The organism is Rhodosalinus sp. 5P4, assembly GCF_041365695.1.
Taxonomy (GTDB): domain Bacteria; phylum Pseudomonadota; class Alphaproteobacteria; order Rhodobacterales; family Rhodobacteraceae; genus Rhodosalinus.
In genome coordinates this window covers 1-16823 of the sequence record NZ_JBGFSJ010000001.1, presented here as the reverse complement: position 1 = coordinate 16823, position 16823 = coordinate 1, and the positions used below count along the sequence as shown (strand labels likewise).

Annotated in this window: 16 protein-coding genes; 4 read left to right on the top strand and 12 right to left on the bottom strand. The window is 67.6% G+C overall.

Annotated features, from left to right (window positions below):
- Nucleotides 1–48: 48 nt before the first annotated feature.
- Genes AB6A69_RS00080 through AB6A69_RS00065 form a run of 4 tightly spaced genes read right to left on the bottom strand, consistent with a single transcriptional unit; the run spans nt 49 to nt 4854 of the window.
- Complete coding sequence (locus AB6A69_RS00080; protein WP_371036771.1) at nt 49–1101, bottom strand: C4-dicarboxylate TRAP transporter substrate-binding protein; 1053 nt, start codon at nt 1099–1101, stop codon at nt 49–51.
- Nucleotides 1102–1145: 44 nt separating this feature from the next.
- On the bottom strand, nt 1146–3527 hold the full coding sequence (locus AB6A69_RS00075; RefSeq protein ID WP_371059168.1) for a xanthine dehydrogenase family protein molybdopterin-binding subunit: 2382 nt from the start codon (nt 3525–3527) through the stop codon (nt 1146–1148).
- Nucleotides 3524–4024, bottom strand: coding sequence for a (2Fe-2S)-binding protein (locus AB6A69_RS00070; protein ID WP_371059167.1), 501 nt, complete (start codon nt 4022–4024; stop codon nt 3524–3526). Before AB6A69_RS00070 ends, AB6A69_RS00075 begins: the two co-directional genes overlap by 4 nt.
- Nucleotides 4021–4854, bottom strand: a complete 834-nt coding sequence (locus AB6A69_RS00065) for a xanthine dehydrogenase family protein subunit M (RefSeq protein ID WP_371059166.1) — start codon at nt 4852–4854, stop codon at nt 4021–4023. Before AB6A69_RS00065 ends, AB6A69_RS00070 begins: the two co-directional genes overlap by 4 nt.
- Nucleotides 4855–5051: 197 nt before the next feature.
- Between AB6A69_RS00065 and AB6A69_RS00060 the strand changes: the two genes are divergently transcribed.
- Nucleotides 5052–5636, top strand: a complete 585-nt coding sequence (locus tag AB6A69_RS00060) for a TetR/AcrR family transcriptional regulator (protein ID WP_371036775.1) — start codon at nt 5052–5054, stop codon at nt 5634–5636.
- A gap of 115 nt (nt 5637–5751) precedes the next feature.
- Here AB6A69_RS00060 and AB6A69_RS00055 read toward each other — a convergent pair whose 3' ends face one another.
- From AB6A69_RS00055 to AB6A69_RS00020, 8 genes are all read right to left on the bottom strand, one after another.
- The gene (locus AB6A69_RS00055) at nt 5752–6402 is read right to left on the bottom strand and encodes an NAD(P)-dependent oxidoreductase (protein ID WP_371059165.1); all 651 of its coding nucleotides are present in this window, start codon (nt 6400–6402) and stop codon (nt 5752–5754) included.
- 45 nt (nt 6403–6447) lie between these two features.
- Nucleotides 6448–6693: a hypothetical protein gene (locus AB6A69_RS00050; protein ID WP_371059164.1), complete on the bottom strand. Its 246-nt coding sequence runs from the start codon at nt 6691–6693 to the stop codon at nt 6448–6450.
- A gap of 353 nt (nt 6694–7046) precedes the next feature.
- Nucleotides 7047–8561 carry a sugar ABC transporter ATP-binding protein gene (locus tag AB6A69_RS00045; RefSeq protein WP_371059163.1) on the bottom strand — a complete coding sequence of 505 codons (1515 nt, stop codon included), beginning with the start codon at nt 8559–8561 and terminating at the stop codon, nt 7047–7049.
- Nucleotides 8558–9559: an ABC transporter permease gene (locus tag AB6A69_RS00040; protein WP_371059162.1), complete on the bottom strand. Its 1002-nt coding sequence runs from the start codon at nt 9557–9559 to the stop codon at nt 8558–8560. The genes AB6A69_RS00045 and AB6A69_RS00040 overlap by 4 nt, the downstream gene beginning before the upstream one ends.
- 11 nt (nt 9560–9570) lie before the next feature.
- Nucleotides 9571–10569: an ABC transporter permease gene (locus AB6A69_RS00035; RefSeq protein WP_371059607.1), complete on the bottom strand. Its 999-nt coding sequence runs from the start codon at nt 10567–10569 to the stop codon at nt 9571–9573.
- A 60-nt stretch (nt 10570–10629) separates the two neighbouring features.
- The gene (locus AB6A69_RS00030) at nt 10630–11442 is read right to left on the bottom strand and encodes an SDR family oxidoreductase (protein WP_371059161.1); all 813 of its coding nucleotides are present in this window, start codon (nt 11440–11442) and stop codon (nt 10630–10632) included.
- Between the two features lie 82 nt (nt 11443–11524).
- Nucleotides 11525–12481, bottom strand: coding sequence for a sugar ABC transporter substrate-binding protein (locus AB6A69_RS00025; RefSeq protein WP_371036781.1), 957 nt, complete (start codon nt 12479–12481; stop codon nt 11525–11527).
- A gap of 180 nt (nt 12482–12661) precedes the next feature.
- The gene (locus tag AB6A69_RS00020) at nt 12662–12787 is read right to left on the bottom strand and encodes a hypothetical protein (protein WP_371059160.1); all 126 of its coding nucleotides are present in this window, start codon (nt 12785–12787) and stop codon (nt 12662–12664) included.
- On the opposite strand from AB6A69_RS00020, the gene AB6A69_RS00015 reads away from it, so the two are divergent.
- From AB6A69_RS00015 to AB6A69_RS00005, 3 genes are all read left to right on the top strand, one after another.
- On the top strand, nt 12786–14510 hold the full coding sequence (locus AB6A69_RS00015; RefSeq protein ID WP_371059159.1) for an ABC transporter substrate-binding protein: 1725 nt from the start codon (nt 12786–12788) through the stop codon (nt 14508–14510). The genes AB6A69_RS00020 and AB6A69_RS00015 overlap by 2 nt on opposite strands.
- Before the next feature lie 27 nt (nt 14511–14537).
- Nucleotides 14538–15344, top strand: a complete 807-nt coding sequence (locus tag AB6A69_RS00010; RefSeq protein WP_371059158.1) for an SDR family NAD(P)-dependent oxidoreductase — start codon at nt 14538–14540, stop codon at nt 15342–15344.
- Between the two features lie 88 nt (nt 15345–15432).
- Complete coding sequence (locus AB6A69_RS00005; RefSeq protein ID WP_371036784.1) at nt 15433–16731, top strand: M24 family metallopeptidase; 1299 nt, start codon at nt 15433–15435, stop codon at nt 16729–16731.
- Nucleotides 16732–16823 lie beyond the last annotated feature (92 nt).

Sequence of the window (16823 nt, the reverse complement as noted above, 5' to 3'; positions counted from 1 at the left end):
CGCGGTGCGACGGGCGGCATCGCCTTGTCATTGCTTGTCTTCAGCCGATCAGAGACCTTCGTCCCAGTCCCGCAGCGGCGTTGCGCCGCGTTCGCGCAACGCGTCGAAATAGGCCTTGAGCACGATCCTGCCGTCCTCGCCGGTCTGCTCCAGCCACGGCTCCACGATGTTCGGCAGGCCGTTCACCCACTTGGCCTTCTCCTCGTCGGGCAGCTGGTGAATGGTCAGCCCGGCCTCCTGCATCTCGTCGATCGCCGTCGCGGCAAGATCGGCCACATAGTCCCCATGCGCCACCGAGGTGGCCTGCGCGGCCTCTCGCATCGCCTGCTGCACCTCTTCCGGCAGGGCGTCGAAGAAATCCTCGTTGGCCGCGATGCCGCCGAAATACATCGACCCGATGCCCACGCGCGTCAGCTCTGGCGCGACTTCGTAGACCCGGGTCGGGCGGATGCCCGAGGCGAAGGACAGGGTTCCCTCGGTCACGCCGGTCTGGATGTTCGTGTAATAGGTGGTCAGCGCCCCGTCGACCGGCGTGGCCCCGGTCTCGCGCAGCCAGTTCGCCGAGGTGCCCGGCGCGTTCAGCTTGCGGTTCTGAAGATCCTCCATCGAGGTCACGGGGAAGGTCGCGTAGATGTCGTAGCTGTCGGTGATGAGCGAGCTGAGATGCACCATGCCGTTCTCGGACCAGCTGTTCTTCAGCGCCGGAAGGTTTTCCGACAGATCGTCGAAGATCTCGATGATCATGCGGTGATCTTCGGTGGCGAAGGGGGTGAAGTAGGTCACGTTCTGAAGCGGCATGTTGGCCCCCTCCCAGACCGTGCCGACCATGCCCACGTCGACGATGCCGTCCATCACCGCCTCGCGGGTGTCGGTGAACTTGTAGAGCGTGCCGGCGTAGCTCTCGACCCAGTTGACCTGATAGTCGTTGCCGTTCTCGGCGAGGATGCGGTTCACCTCGGGCTGGAACGTGTTCTTCATCGCGTAGACCCAGATGTTCTGTTCCGGGTGCGAAGAGCCGATGTTGACGGTAATCTGCTGTTGGGCAAAGGCCGCACCGCTCGTCAGTATGGCCGTGGCCGTCGCGAATGCCGTGATCTTCATGTGTTTCCCTCCCTTTGTCGGGGCGCCTCCCGCGCCCCCTTGGTTCAGTCTTTGATCTTGCCCAGCGCGCGCAGGATGCGTTCCGGCGTGAAGGGCATTTCGGTGACCTCGGCGCCAAGCGGGCGCAAGGCGTCGTTGATCGCGTTCATCACCGCGGCAGGGGCCCCGGCAGTGCCGGCCTCTCCGGCCCCCTTCGCCCCAAGCTCGCTTTCCGCCGTGGGCGTCTCCACGTGACCGACGATCATGTCGGGCATCTCGGCGGCCATGGGCACGAGGTAGTCGGCCATCGAGCCGTTCAGCAGCTGCCCGTCCTCGTCGTAGTGGATTTCCTCGAAAAGCGCGCCCCCGAGGCCCTGCACGATCCCGCCCCGTATCTGCTCGTCGACGAGCTGCGGATTGATGATCCGGCCGCAATCCTCCACGCACCAGTGCTTCAGCAATGTCACGACACCGGTATCCGTGTCCACCTCCAGATAGGAGGCCTGGACGCCGTTGGTGAAGGCGAAGGGATAGTCCATGGTGATGAAGTGCCGGGTCTGGACCAGTTCGCGCGGCAGGCCCTTGGGCAGCGTGTCGCCACGGAAGTAGACGATGCGGCCCAGCTCCTCGAGCGGCATCCGCGTCTCGCCCGTATCGGCGTCGACCACCTGGCCGTCGCGGATGTCGAGCCTGCCCTCGTCGGACTGGAGCATCGCCGCCGCCACCTCGAGGATCGAGCCGCGCAACGCGCGTCCCGCCTGAAGCGCGGCTTCGCCGCCGATCCCCGCCCCGCGCGACGCCCAGGTGCCGCCGCCATAGGGCGTGACCTGGGTGTCGCCCGTGATGATCCGGACCTTGTCGGGCGTGACGCCCACGCTTTCGGCGACGATCTGCGACAGCATCGCCTCCGTGCCCTGCCCCTGTTCCGTCACGCCCGACAGCGCCACGACCGAGCCGTCGGGATCCATGCGGACGGTGCAGCCGTCCTGCGCGGAGATGCGCGCGCCGCCGATCCCGTACATGAACGGAGAGGGGTTCGTCAGCTCGATGAAGGACGCGATGCCGATGCCGCGATGCTTGCCCTGCTTGCGTGCCTCTTCCTGATCGGCGCGCAGCGCGTCGTAGTCCATCAGCTCCATCAGCCGGTCCATCGAGGCGTGATGCGACAGCCCCTCGAACTTCATCTTCGCGGGCGACGTCACGGGATAGGCGTCGTCCGCATACATGTTCCGGCGCCGCATCTCGACCGGATCCATCCCGATGGCGGCGGCGGCCATGTCCACCAGCCCTTCGGTGATCGCCACGGCGATCGGGTGGCCGACGGCCCGGTACTGGCAGGTCGGCGTCTTGTTCTGGAACACGACCGTGGTCCGCGCCCTGTAATTGGAGAAGTCGTAGGGGCCCCCGCACAGGTTCACGACCTGGTTGCCCTCGATGGCCGAGGTGCGCGGATAGACCGAGTAGGGCCCGATCCCGGTCCAGTCGTCGACGTCGATGGCGAGGATCTTGCCCTCCGCGTCCACGGCGATCCGTGCCTCGATCTCGTGATCGCGGGCATGGATGTCGGTGGTGAAACTTTCCAGCCGGTCGGCGATGAACTTGACCGGACGCGCCAGGACCTTCGCGATGGCGGCGGTGGCCATCTCGTCGGGATAGACATGGACCTTGATCCCGTAGGATCCGCCCACGTCTCCGCAGACCACCCGGACGCGGCCCTCGGGGATTCCCAGATGCTCCGCGAACACCGTCTGCATCATGTGCGGGGCCTGCGTCGCGTGATAGGCCGTCAGCTGCTCCTCGGCCGGGTTCCAGTCGACGAGGATCGAGCGCGGCTCCAGGGTCACCCCGGTATGGCGCGCGGTGCGGAAGCGGGCCGACACCACCTTGTGCGCCGCTTCCATGGCCGCCTCGACGTCGCCTTCCTCGTGCAGCCGCCGGAAGGCAAGATTGTCGCCGAGGTCGGGATGGATCACCGGCGTGTCGTCATCCAGCGCGGTCATCGTGTCGGTGACGACCGGAAGCGGATCGTAGTCCACATCGACGAGCGCCGCGCCTTCCTCAGCCGCGGCGCGCGTGGTGGCGACGACGGCCGCCACCGGCTCGCCCACCCAGCAGGCCCGGTCCACGGCCATGGCGTGCTGCGGCGGCGATTTCAGGCCCTTGAGATGCGCCAGCACCGCGACCCAGGGCGTGCAGACATCGGCAAGGTCGGCCCCGGTGAAGACCCGCAGAACGCCCTTCACCGCTTTCGCCGCCTCAGTGTCGAGGCCGCTGATCCGGGCATGGGCCACCGGCGATCGGACGAAGGCCACATGCACCATCCGCGGCAGCACGATGTCGTCGACATAGCGCCCGCGCCCCTGCACGAGCTTTTCCGCGTTGGGGCGCGGAACGGTCTTGCCGATATAGGAATTGGGCCGATCGGGGTTTCCGAACTGGATGGTCATGCGGCATCCTTTCCAGCGCGCGCCCGCGCCACGCTTTCGACCGCGTCGATGATCGCCTCGTAGCCGGTGCAACGGCAGTAGTTGCCCGACAGGTGCTCGCGGATCGCCGCCCGTGTGGGCACATCGCCTCGTGCCAGCAGGTCCTCGGCCGCGACGATCATGCCCGGCGTGCAGAAGCCGCACTGCAACGCGTTTCGCGCCACGAAGGCCTGCTGCAGATCCGCGCTCGTTCCCTGATCGGTCAGCCCCTCCACCGTCCAGACCTCGGCGCCGTCGGCCTGCGCGGCGAGCATCAGGCAGCCGCGCACGGCCTCTCCGTCGACGCGAAGGGTGCACGCGCCGCAGACGCCGTGCTCGCAGGAGGCGTGCGCCCCGGTCAGCCCGAGGTCGAGCCGCAGGAAATCCACCAGGTGCTGGCCCGCCGGAACGCGCGCCTCGACCGGCTCTCCGTTCACCGTGAGTTCGATGTCGACCTTGTTCGAGAATGCCGCCGTCATGCCTTCTGTTCCTCGATCCGTGCCACGGCCCTGCGCAGCAGAACCCCTGCAAGATGTCTGCGATAGGACGCGCTCGCCTGCGTGTCCGAGGGCGGGTCGAGCGCCTCGACGAGCGCCGCCACCGCGCCGTGGAGGTCGCCCCCGTCAAGCGCGGTCATGGCGTCCCGCGCCAGAAGCGGCGTCGGCCCGGCCGAGAACACCGTCACGCGGTGCCCCGTCGCCCGCCTGACCAGGCACAGCCCCGTCAGCGCGTAGTCGCCCGACCGCCGCGCGACCTCTTCGAGAAGCTGCACCTCGCCCGGCTCCGCCTTGGGCACGGAGATCGCCGTCAGGATCTCGTCGTCGGCGAGCGCCGTGGTGAAGACGTCCTCGAAGAACGCCTCGGCCGGGATCTCCCGCGCGCCGCCCTTTCCCTCGACATGGATCGTCGCGCCCAGCGCGACGGCACAGGCGGGAAACTCCGCGGCCGGATCGGCATGCGCCAGCGCGCCCCCGATCGTGCCGCGGTTGCGGATGGCGGCATGGGCGATGTAGCCCACCGCCTCCGCCAGCAGCGGCGCGTGCGCCGAAATCAGCGGATCGGCCCCGACCGCCGCGTGGCGGGTCAGCGCGCCGATGCGCAGCGTGTCCGCCTCTTCGGTGACGCCCTGCAGACCGGCGATGCGGGAGATGTCGATCAGCATGTCGCCTTCCGACAGGCGCATGTTCATCGCCGCGATCAGGCTCTGCCCGCCCGCCAGGATCCGCCCCGCGCCGTCCGACGCCGCCAGCAGGTCGAGCGCGTGCGGCACGTCCCTGGCCCGGGCATATCCGCCCGCCGATGCCTTCATCCGGTAATCCTCCCCATCCGCGTCCCGCGCCGGTCGCCGGCGTTATTGATCGGATGCTCACCCTTGTTGATCGCATGATCTTTAAAAAGATGCGCGTTTCAAGGAAAAAGTGTTTAAAGGGGCGGGCTGGCAGGATCATGGGTGCCGGGTTGGACAGCGAAAACATACATTCCATCGAAGGCGCGGCGCGTCGGCGCATGCCCCCCGAGGAGCGTCGCAAGCAGATCGTGGCAGAAGCCGTGCGCTTCTTCGCCGAGGTCGGCCTCGAGGGAAACACACGCCAGCTCGCCAAGCGGCTCGGGGTGACGCAATCTCTACTTTTCAACTACTTCCCGACGAAGCACGACCTGCTCGAAGCGGTCTATGAAAAGGTCTACCTCGACCGGCTCTCGCCGGACTGGCCGGACCGCCTCACGGATCGCTCCGTGCCGCTGCGGCAGCGGCTACTCGCGTTCTACACGGAATACAGCGCCCTCATCTTCGAGCGCGACTGGATGCGGATTTTCATGTTCTCCGGTCTGGCCGGGGCGGCGCTCAACCACCGCTATCTCGAGCATCTGGGCGAGGTGATTCTCCGCCCGGTCCTCGACGAGACCGAGGCGCTGGCGCGCGGCGGCGCGCGGCCGAGCATGGAGGATATCTGGAACCTGCATGGCGGCATCGTCTATATCGGGATCAGGACGCACATCTACGGGATGAACGGCCCCGAGGACCCCGAGGACGCGATCGCCAAGGCGATCGACAAATACCTGCTCTATTTCGGGATCGGGCCCGGCGACTGACGCCGCGGCGGCGCGGGGATCGGGCGCGGGTCACCGCGGCCCGGCCCGTCCCGCGGGCGGCGCGCGCCACTGCCGGACCGGACCGTCGCCACGCCCGAGGCGCGCCGGCGACCGTTCACCCGGAAAACGCCACGGTTTCCCGCCGGTGCTGTCTTTCGGTCAACTCGTCCACGATGAACGCCGCGAGGTCGCCGCGCGAGACCTGCTGCCTGCCGATGGCGCCCTCCGTGCTGGCCGTCCATCGCCCGCTCGCCCCCGCGTCGGTCAGCGCGACCGGCTGCACGATCAGGAAGTCGGGATCGGCCTTCTTCAGCAAGGTTTCCTGCCGCTCCTTGTCGGCCATGAGATCCTCCATGAACAGGCGCAGGTAGAGGCGATGATACCAGGGCGCGGTCTCGCGCGTGTCGCCGACGCCGAAGGCGCTCACCACGACGATACGGGGCGGCGCGTCCGACGGCATCGCGGCCAGGATGTTCCGCGTGCCGATTTCGCAGACGCGGCTCGAGGCGGCGCGGCGCCGTCCGGGCAACCAGTCGAACGGTTTCGGCCGGTCCCCCAGGCTGATTACGATCGCATCGTGCCCCGGCAGCGCGCGCGCCACGTCGTCCGCGCATGTCGCGTCGCCCGCGACGACGGTCAGGCGCGGTGCGGCCTCCATGCGCGAGGGATCGCGCACGAAGGCCGTCACCTCGTGCCCCGCGTCGAGGGCGCGCGCCACGACGGCCCGGCCCGATCCGCCCGTTGCTCCGAAGACGAGGATGTTCATGTCCGTCCCCCCAGTGCGTGTTCCTTTCCCGGAGCGCGCCGTCCCTCACGCGGTGAGGATCGCGATCAGGATGGCGATCAGCACCGTGTTGATGATGTGCAGCACCTGCTCGATGTTCTGCAACGTGGCATGACGCTTTCGCGCGAACCACATTGTCGAGCTGTCGTCTTCCGCGAAGCGCGCCGTTTCGGCCCGGTCCGCGCGCCGCTTGGATCGGAACTCCAGCACGTTCAGCACCAGCAGCACGGCGACCGCGCCGAGAATCAAGGTTGGCCGCACCCAGTCTTCCATGATCGGAATGTCCTTTGCTTCTTCCCGTCGGGCCACGCATCCGCGGTCCGACGCGCCCACGGCGACCCAGTCTAGCAGCCTGCCCCAGAACTGGCGAAGCGCAAGCAGGTCGCGCCGCCCTAGGCTGCGGGGAGTCGCGTCCAGTTGGTCCGAGCGGATGGTCCCGGCGCCGGATAGCGCGGTTCGTCGCCCGGGGCCAGCGGCGCGGGCTTGCCGATGCGTCTTGGTCGAGGAGCCGGTGCGGACGTCTCTCCGTCGCCGTCCGCCGCGCGCGTCCGACTTTCAGTCACCGCGAAAGGCCGGAGCCGTCCGCCGCCCTGCCATGGCGCAGGCCGGGGTCGCCAAATCGCCCATCACGCGGCCTTGTCGTCGGGGCGGATGCCGGAGATCGCCTGGATCAGGTTGTCCTCCGTCACCTCGTCCGAGGTGAAGGTCCGGATCAGCTCGCCGTGATACATCGCCACGATCCGGTCCGAGACATGGAGCACCTCCGGCATCTCCGAGGAGATCACCATCACCGCGTAGCCCTGCCCCGCGAGATCGCGGATGAGCTTGTGGATCTCCGACTTGGAGCCCACGTCGATCCCCCGCGTCGGCTCGTCCACGATCAGAAGCGTCGGATGCATCGACAGCCACTTGCCGATCACGATCTTCTGCTGGTTGCCGCCGGACAGGTTGCCGACGAGCTGGCGCCAGCCCGGCGTGCGGATGTCGAGCCGGTCGCGGTACTGGTCGAAGATCGCGACCTCGGCGCCCTCGGCCACGAAGGGTCCGGCCTTCAGGTCGTTCACCTGCGGCAGGGTCATGTTGTCCCGGCAGTTCATGCCGAGCACCAGCCCCTGCCCCTTGCGGTCCTCGGGCACGAGGCTGATGCCGCGGGAGATAGCGTCGGCGGGCGAATGCAGCCGGACCTCCTCTCCCTCCAGAAGGATCTGCCCGGCGGAGGGGGCGCGCAGACCGAAAAGCGTCTCGGCGATCTCGGTGCGGCCGGCGCCGACGAGCCCGTAGAACCCCACCACCTCGCCGCGGCGGATCTCGAAGCTCACGTCGCGGTAGAGATCCCCGCAGGAAAGGCCCCTGACCTCCAGCGCCACGTCGCCCGGCTCGGCATGGTTTTCGTTGCGCGACAGGTCGAGCGCGCGGCCGATCATCAGCTGCGTCACCTCGTCCTCGTTCGTCTCCGCCGTCACGAGCGTGCCGCGATACTGCCCGTCGCGCAGCACGCTGATCCGGTCGGTGATCCGGAAGATCTCCTCCATGCGGTGGGAGATGTAGATGATCCCCACGCCCTGGCGCTTGAGGTCCTCGATCACCTCGAAGAGCACCACCTTCTCGGCGTCGGTCAGCGAGGCGGTCGGCTCGTCGAAGATCACCGCCTTGGCGTCCACCGTCAGGGCGCGGGCGATCTCCACCATCTGCTGGTTCGCGATGGAGAGCGTACCGACCACCGTCCGCGCGTCGAAGCCCACCTTGAGCTGGGCGAGGATCTCGTCCGTGCGGGCGTAGAGCGTCTTCCAGTCCACGCGGCCGAAGGACTTCCGCGGCAGCTCACCGAGATAGATGTTCTCGGCCACGGTGAGTTCCTCGGCGAGGCTCAGTTCCTGGTGGATGAAGACGATGCCCTTGGCCTTCGCCTCCAGCGGGTTCGCCATCACCACGGGCGCCTCGCCCACGAGGATGCGGCCCTCGTTCGGCTGGTGGATGCCGCCCAGGACCTTCATCAGGGTGCTCTTGCCGGCCCCGTTCTCGCCCATGAGCGCATGGACCTCGCCCGGGACGACCTCGAACGACACCCCGTCGAGCGCGCGCACGCCCGGGAAGGTCTTCACGATGTTCTCGAGCCGGAGCGCCGGTGTCTTGTCGGTCATATCCGCAGGGCCTCCTTGCCCCTCACGTTGAGCTGACGGTCGAGGAAGAGCACCGCGATCAGGATGAGGCCGATCACGAGGTTCACCGTCTCTGTGTCCGCGCCGATATGGTTGAGCCCGCGGCGCAGGATCTGGATCGCCAGCACGCCACCGAGCGTCGAGATGATGGAGCCCGAGCCGCCCGTCAGCTTGGTCCCGCCCAGGACGACGGCGGTGATGACCCAGAGCTCGTAGAGCGTGCCGTCATTGGGGTTCACCGACCCCGACTCGGAGTAGAAGACCACCGCCGACAGCGCGGCGAGGAAGCCGATGATCATGAAGTTGATCATCATGTGAGGGCCCACGCGGATGCCCGCGTTCACCGCCGCCTCGCGGTTGTCGCCGATGGCGTAGGCATTGCGCCCGTGGACGGTGCGGTTCATCAGGTACCACATCGCGGCCGTCACCATGAGCAGGAACCAGGTCGCCGTGTGCAGGCCCAGGAACTGCGCCTCTGCGAAGTCCACGAGCGTCCAGTTGAGATGCGAGGTCGGCTGCTCGCCGTTGTACATGAAGACGAGCCCGCGGAAGCCGAGCATCGCGCCCAGTGTCACGATGAACGCGTCCACCCCGGTCTTCCAGACGATGAAGCCGTTGATCGCGCCGACCGCCACGCCGGTGAGCAGCGCGAACATCCATGCGAAGGGGATGGCCCAGTCGCCCATCGCGGCCATGAACGGCCAGGTCATGCTGTCCAGCAGGATCACGGCAGCCAGCGCGAAGATGGCGCCGACGCTCAGGTCGATATTGCCGTTCACCATGACCAGCGTCATGCCCATGGCGATGATGCCCAGCGGCGCCGACTGCTTGAGCAGAAGCAGCATGTTGTCCCAGTTGACGAACGCCTTGTCGGAGATCGACAGGAATTCCCCCGCGACCGAGAAGAAGATCAGCTCGAGCACGATGAAGCCCCAGATCGCGCCGCGCTTCAGGAAGGCGCTCAGTTGTCCCGGTGCCATGATCCCCTCCTTCACGCGACGGGCGAGAGCAGCCGGCCGCGCTTTGCCGCGACGTCCAGCCAGACCGCCAGGATGATGATGATCCACGTCACGACGTACTGGACGTAGAATTCGAGCCCGATCAGCAGCAGCCCGTTCTGGATGAAGCCCAGGATCAGCACGCCGATCACCGTCTTGAAGATCGTGCCCGAGCCGCCCATCAGCGAGGCGCCGCCAAGGATGACGGCCGCGAGCACCTCGAGCTCCATTCCCTGCCCCACCGTGTTCTGCGAGCCCATCGAGCGGCTGGCCTGGATGAGCCCGGCCGTGGCCACGCAGAAGGCCGAGACGAGGTAGCAGGAGAAGACGACCCGCGCCCGCCGGATGCCCGAGAAGGTCGCCGCCGTGCCGTTGCCGCCGACTGCATAGACCTTGCGCCCGAAGGGCGTCTTGGCCAGCACGATCCCCAGAAGGGCGGCCAGAAGCGCGAAGATGAGGATCGGCACGGGGATGCCCATCGCCTCGCCCTGTCCGAACACGGCGAACCAGGTCTCTCCCTTGTCGGCGATGTCCATGTTCTGGCCGCCGGACCAGGTCAGCGTCAGGCCGTGGATCGCCGAAAGCATGCCCAGCGTCACGATCAGGGAGTTGAGCCGCAGATACCCCACGAGAAAGCCGATCACCGCCCCGATCGCCAGCGTCATGGCGAACATCGCCGGGATCGCCAGCGCCGGCCCGATCTTGTCATGCAGGTCGAGGACCACGATCGTCGAGAAGCTCATGAGCGAGCCCACCGAGAGGTCCAGATTGCCGCTGATCACCACGAAGGTCACCCCGAGCGCCATGACCCCGAGAATGGCCGAGGACCGGATCACGCCCAGGATGTTGTCGGGCTGAAGGAACCGGTCGTTGGCGATGGTGAACCCGATCATGAAAAGGACGAAGGCGATCAGGATCCCCTGGCGGGCGAGGAACGTCCCCACCCTCGCCCCCGTCAGGCTGCCCGCCCTGGCGGCGGGCCGGCTCTGCATGGCCTCGCTCATGGCTCAACTCCTCCCGTGCCCCGGCGGGGCGAATGGCGGGCAGGTCCGTCAGACGAGGGTCATGCCCCCGTCGATCATCACGATCTGCCCCGTCATGTAGTCGCTGTCCCTGGACGCCAGGAACGTCGTCGTGCCGGTGATGTCGGCGGGCGTCGCCACGCGTCCCTTCAGGATGTCGGCGGCGAACTCCTCCATCGCCTGCCCGGGCCGCTCGGCGGCGCCGATCTCCATCAGGTCGTGGTCCACCTGGTCCCACATCTCCGTGGCCACCACGCCGGGCGCGAAACCCGTCACGGTGATACCATGGCGCGCAAGGTCCCGCGCCCCCGATTGCGTGAGCGAGACCACCGCCCACTTGGACGCGCAGTAAGGCGCCACGTTGTCGAAGCCCTGGCGGCTGGCGATCGAGGCGGTGTTGACGATCTTGCCCGCGATCCCGTCCGCCCCCCGGCCCTGCGCGATCATCTGGCGCGCCGCCTCCTGCATGCCGATCAGACAGCCCAGACCGTTCACGCCCATGACGAAGTTCCAGTTCTCCTCGGTCACGTCCATGAAGTTCATGGGCTTGTTCACGCCCGCATTGTTGAACGTCACGTCGAGCCGCCCGTAGCGCTCCGCCACCTTGGAAATCGCGTTCCGCACCGAGGCGCGGTCACGCACGTCGAGCCCGACGGCCATGGCGTTGCCGGCATTGCCGTTGAGGCGCGCATTCGCCGCCTCGGCGACTTGCGCCGCGCCATTGCCGTCGAGATCGGCGAAGCAGACCTGCGCGCCCTCCGACAGAAGCGCCTCGCCAATGGCTCGCCCGATCCCCCGGGCCGCGCCCGTCACCAGGCAGACCCGCCCCGATACGCGTCCCATGCCGACCTCCCGCTCGACGTCTCCGTGCCTTTTCGGAAGCGGCCGCGGCGCCGAGGCGCCGCAGCCGGCCAGGGAGGCCCGCTCAGAAGACGGGCTTGGAGAAGTCGCCCATGTTCTCCTGGGTGATCTTCGGCGTGTCGAAATAGTTCAGGAAGGGCACGTCCCCGCCCTCGAGCACGTCGATCGCCGTTTGCAGCGCGGCCTCGGCGTCGTCCACGGGCGACTGGTAGATCGACCCCCAGTAGTCGCCGGCGGCCATCGCGTCATAGCCCACGGCGAAGTTCGTGGCGCCGACGAAGACGATGTCCTCGGCGCGGCCCGCGGCCTTCGCGGCGTTGAGCGCACCCACGCCCATGTTGTCGTCGCCGGCGTAGACCCCGTCGATATTGTCGTACTTAACGAGGAAGGCCTCCATCACCTGCTGGCTCTTCTCGCGGTTCCAGTCGCCCGGCTGCGTCTCTATGAGGGTGACGTTCGGGCAGACCTCGGGCAGGCGATCCTCGAAGCCCTTCGCGCGCTCGATCGCGGTCGTGTAGCCGGGCTGGCCGGAAATCTGCACGATCTCGGCCTCATCCTCCATGCCCATCTCCTTGAAGCGGTCGCACATGATCTCGGCAGAGCGCGCGCCCTGGGTGATGTTGTCCGGGCCCGAGAAGGAGGCGACGAAGTCGAAGCCCTGCTCGGCGATGTTGGAATTGGTGACGATCACCGGGATATCGGCCTGAAAGGCCTTGCGGACCGCCGGGATCACCGCCTCGCCATTCGTGGGCCAGATGATGATGGCGTCCACCTCCTGCTGGATCAGGTCCTCCATCTGCGCGATCTGGCGGGCCACGTCGCCGCCCGCGTCGAGCACCACGGCCTGCACGGCGTCGTTGGCTTCGGCCGCGGCGATGAAGGCCTTCTCGTAGGTGGTCTGGTAGCTGTCGACGCCCACGTTGTTTTGCGTGATGCCGATCGTGTAGTCCTGAGCGGCCGCGGCGCCGGCAAGGCCGAGGCCCGCGGCGGTGGTGGCGGCAAGGGTGCTGCGCAGTTTCATTAAGTTTCTCCTCCCGGTTCGTCTGCAATCCGTTTTCGCCCCCACGCTCCTCCAGGCGGGGGAATCGCCGTCTTTCGAGGCGGCGAACGACGTTGACTCTGCGTCGGGGCGTCCGGCGGCGATGCCCGGAACATGTCCATATTGAATAGTATAATGTCCATTTCGGATAAGGTGGTGATATCAAGCTCCATCCGGAATGAACATGCTGTGGAGGCCGTCGATGACGCAGCCGAAAAAATCCAGATCGAATAAAATCGCGGGCGCCAAGGCGCCTGCCCCGCCCAGAGCGACCTCCGCCGTGACCATGATACGCCCTTTAGATGCAGGTTCCAAAGCGCCGCCCGCCGTGAAGGGCGACGCGCTGCGCCTGATCGGCTACATGGAGGATCTCTGCGAGGAGGTCGAAGGCACGCTCGACCTGGTCTCGACCGATCCGCATCTGCGCATGGCGCTCTACCTGCTGCGGAGCCATTTCGAGGGCCGAACCGTCACGCCGACCTCGCTGATCGGCGCCAGCAGCGTTCCCTACGCGACCGCGAACCGTCGTCTGCGCGACATGGTCGCGGCCGGGCTGGTCGAGCAGCGCCCGCGCACGGCGAGCGGCAAGACCTTCTCGCTTCATCCCAGCCCGACCCTTCTGGAGGCCTGGACGCAGCTTTCCGACCGGCTCCGCCGGCTGACCGAGGCGCGCCTCGGCCAGGGCGCGCGCGACCCCGCGACGGAAGACTACTACTACGGCGGCTCCTACCGGGTGGCCTACGCGCTTCCGGCACTCGGCGTGCGCAACGAGCCGCTACGCCTGGCCGGGGGGCTGCGGGTGCTCGCGCATGGCGACCCGACCTTCATGGTGATGGACAATCTCAAGCGCCAGTTCGAGCAGTCGATCGGCGTCTCGATACACCAGCGCGCCTTCTCGATCGACCGGCTGCGCGACGAGGCGCTCAAGAACGCGGAGCGTGCCGCCAGCCGCTACGACATCGTGGCGGTCGACCTGCCCTGGATCGGCGAATTCGTCGAGAAGGGCGTGCTGCTGCCGCTCGACGAGGTGATGGACGTCGCCCGCCTCGATCCGGCCGACTTCCACACCGCCGGCTGGGCGGCCACGCATTGGGGCGGGCGTCCCTACGGCGTGCCGGCGCAGACGACGCCCGAGCTTCTCTTCTATCGCAAGGACATGTTCGCGCGGGCGGGGCTGGAGCCGCCGACGACGACAGGGTCCCTGCTTGCCGCAGCGCGCGCGCTGCACGACCCGGCGCGCGGCGTGCACGGCATCGCCTGGAACGCCGCGCGCGGCACCGCGCTCGGCCACACGGTGCTGATGACGCTTGCCGATTTCGGCCAGCCGGTGCTCGACCTCGCGCCGATCTCGGGCGGCTACGACTGCGCCGACCTCGCCAGCGGCGACCATCGTCCGACGATCGACACCGAGGCCGGGCTCGCGGCCGCGGAATTCCTGCGCGAGTTGCTCGACTACTCGCCGCCCGACATCCTTTCGATGTCCTGGTACGAGCGTATCCGCCCCTACGCCGCGGGCTCGATCGCGATGACCTACGGCTACACGCTGCTCGCGCCCTATTTCGAGCTCGACCCGTCCTCGCCGGCCTGCGGGCAGACGGGCTACCTGCCGCACCCGCCCGGGCCGGGCGGCAGCCCGGTCGCCCCGGTGGGCGGTTACGCACTCGGCATCCCGGCCAATCTCTCGCCCGAACGGCGCGAGGCCGCCGCCGAGGCGCTGACCGTCTTCACCTCGCCCGAAGCGCAGAAGCTCTTCGTGCTCAACGGCGGCCGCACGAACCCGCGCTATTCCGTGGGCGCCGACCCGGAGGTCCGCCGCATCTCGACCATCTTCGAGGCGGTGGAGGCGATGTCGTGGCGCGACGAGCTTCAGTTCTGGCCGCGCCCGCCGATCCCCGCGATCAGCGACATCATCCGCATCTGCGGCGAGGAATTCCACGACATGCTGCGGGGCCTGAAAACCCCGCGCGAGACGCTGCGCGCGGCCCAGTCCCGGGCCGACGCGCTGTTCTGAGAGACGCGGGACCAAGGGAGGAACGGAATGGACCCCAACCGCCTGAAGGGCAAGAACATCCTGATCACCGGCGCCGCGAAGGGCATGGGCGCGGCCAATGCCGAGCACTTCGCCGAGCAGGGCGCGAACGTCTGCATCGGGGATATCGACATCGACGAGGCGCAGCAGGTGGCCGAGGCGATCAACGCCCGCGGCAACGGGCAGGCCATCGCGGTGAAGATGGACGTGACGCGACGCGAGGACAACGCCGCCGCCGTGGCCGCCACGGTGGACGCCTTCGGCGAGATCAACGTGGGCCTCTTCAACGCGGGCATGAACAAGCCCCGGTTCTTCATGGATATCGACGAAGACAACTGGGACATGATCATGAACGTCAACACCAAGGCGATGTGGCTCGGCATGCAGGAGACCGCGCGCCAGATGATCGCCCAGGGCAAGCGCGACTATCCCTACAAGATCATCAACGTGGGCTCCATCGCCAGCCGCAAGCCGCTGGTCGACGTCACCGTCTACTGCACCTCGAAATACGGCTGCCTCGCGCTCACGCATTGCGGCGCGGTCGCGCTTTCGGAGCACAACATCACCGTGAACGGCTACGCGCCGGGCGTCGTGGTGACGCCGCTCTGGGAGCAGCTCGACAAGGACCTGATCGACATCGGCTTCAAGGAGCGCGAGGGCCAGGCCTACGACGACATCGTGCGCGAAGCGCTGCAGATCAAGCGGGTCTCCTACCCCGACGACGTGAAGGGAACGGCCGCGTTCCTCGCAAGCGGTGACAGCGACTACATGACCGGCCAGATGATCCACATCGACGGCGGCTGGTGCATCCAGTGACACCGCGGGGAGCGTGCTTGCACGCCCCCCGACCCCGAAACCCCCGGACGACACTGCGTGCAGACACGCAGCCTCAGGGAGAACACCCATGAACCTCGCCCTAAAACCCAACGTGCTGACGCCGCAGGACCTCGAACCCAACTGGCGCTGGGAAGGACGCCTGCCCGCGCCGGGCCACATGTCGGTGGATTTCGAGCGCCGCATCGACCATGACCGGCTTCGCCGCTACCGCCTCGCCCGGACGCGACAGGCGCTCGAAGCGTCGAACGCGGGCACGCTGCTGCTCTTCGACGTGAACAACATCCGCTACGTCTCGGCCACCAAGATCGGCGAATGGGAACGGGACAAGATGTGCCGCTTCTGCCTGCTGACGGGCGACGAGTCGCCTTATGTGTGGGATTTCGGCTCGGCCGCCGTGCACCATCAGAAATTTTCCGACTGGCTGGAACCCGACCACTGCCTCGCCGGCGTCGTCGGCATGCGCGGCACCATCCCGCCCGAGTTCGGGCTGATGCGGAAATACGCGCGTCAGATCGCCCAGCTGATCAAGGATGCGGGCATGGCGGACATGCCGGTGGGCGTGGACTACGCCGAGACGGCGATGTTCCACGCGCTCCAGGAGGAGGGGCTGCACGTCGTCGACGGCCAGCAGATCATGCTCGCCGCGCGCGAGATCAAGAACTGGGACGAGATCCAGCTTCTGACCCAGGCGGCCGCCATGGTCGATGGCGTCTACCACATGATCTACGAGGAGCTGAAGCCGGGCATCCGCGAGAACGACATCGTCGCCATGTCCAACAAGATGCTCTACGAGATGGGGTCGGACGACGTCGAGGCGATCAACGCGATCAGCGGAGAGCGCTGCAATCCGCACCCGCACAACTTCACCGACCGCTATTTCCGCCCCGGCGACCAGGCCTTCTTCGACATCCTGCAGTCCTACCAGGGCTACCGGACCTGCTATTACCGGACCTTCAACATCGGCCGCGCCACCCCCGCCCAGCACGACGCCTACGTCAAGGCACGCGAATGGATCGACGCCTCGATCGAGATGATCAGGCCGGGCGTCACCACCGACAAGGTCGCCGCCGTCTGGCCCCGGGCCGAGGAGTTCGGCTTCCCCTCCGAGGACGCGGCCTTCGGCCTGCAGTTCGGCCACGGGCTCGGCCTCGCGCTGCACGAGCGGCCGATCATCAGCCGGGCGGTCAGCCTCGAGCACCCGATGGAGATCCAGACCGGCATGGTGTTCGCACTGGAGACCTACTGCCCGGCGGCGGACGGCTATTCCGCCGCCCGGATCGAGGAGGAGGTCGTGGTCACCGAGACCGGGGTGGAGGTGATCTCGCTCTTTCCCGCCGAGGAACTGCCGATCGCGAACCGTTACTGACCGTCGGCTCGGACCGGGGGGGGGGGGGGGGGGGGGGGGGGGGGGGGGGGGGGGGGGGGGGGGGGGGGGGGGGGGGGGGGGGGGGGGGGGGG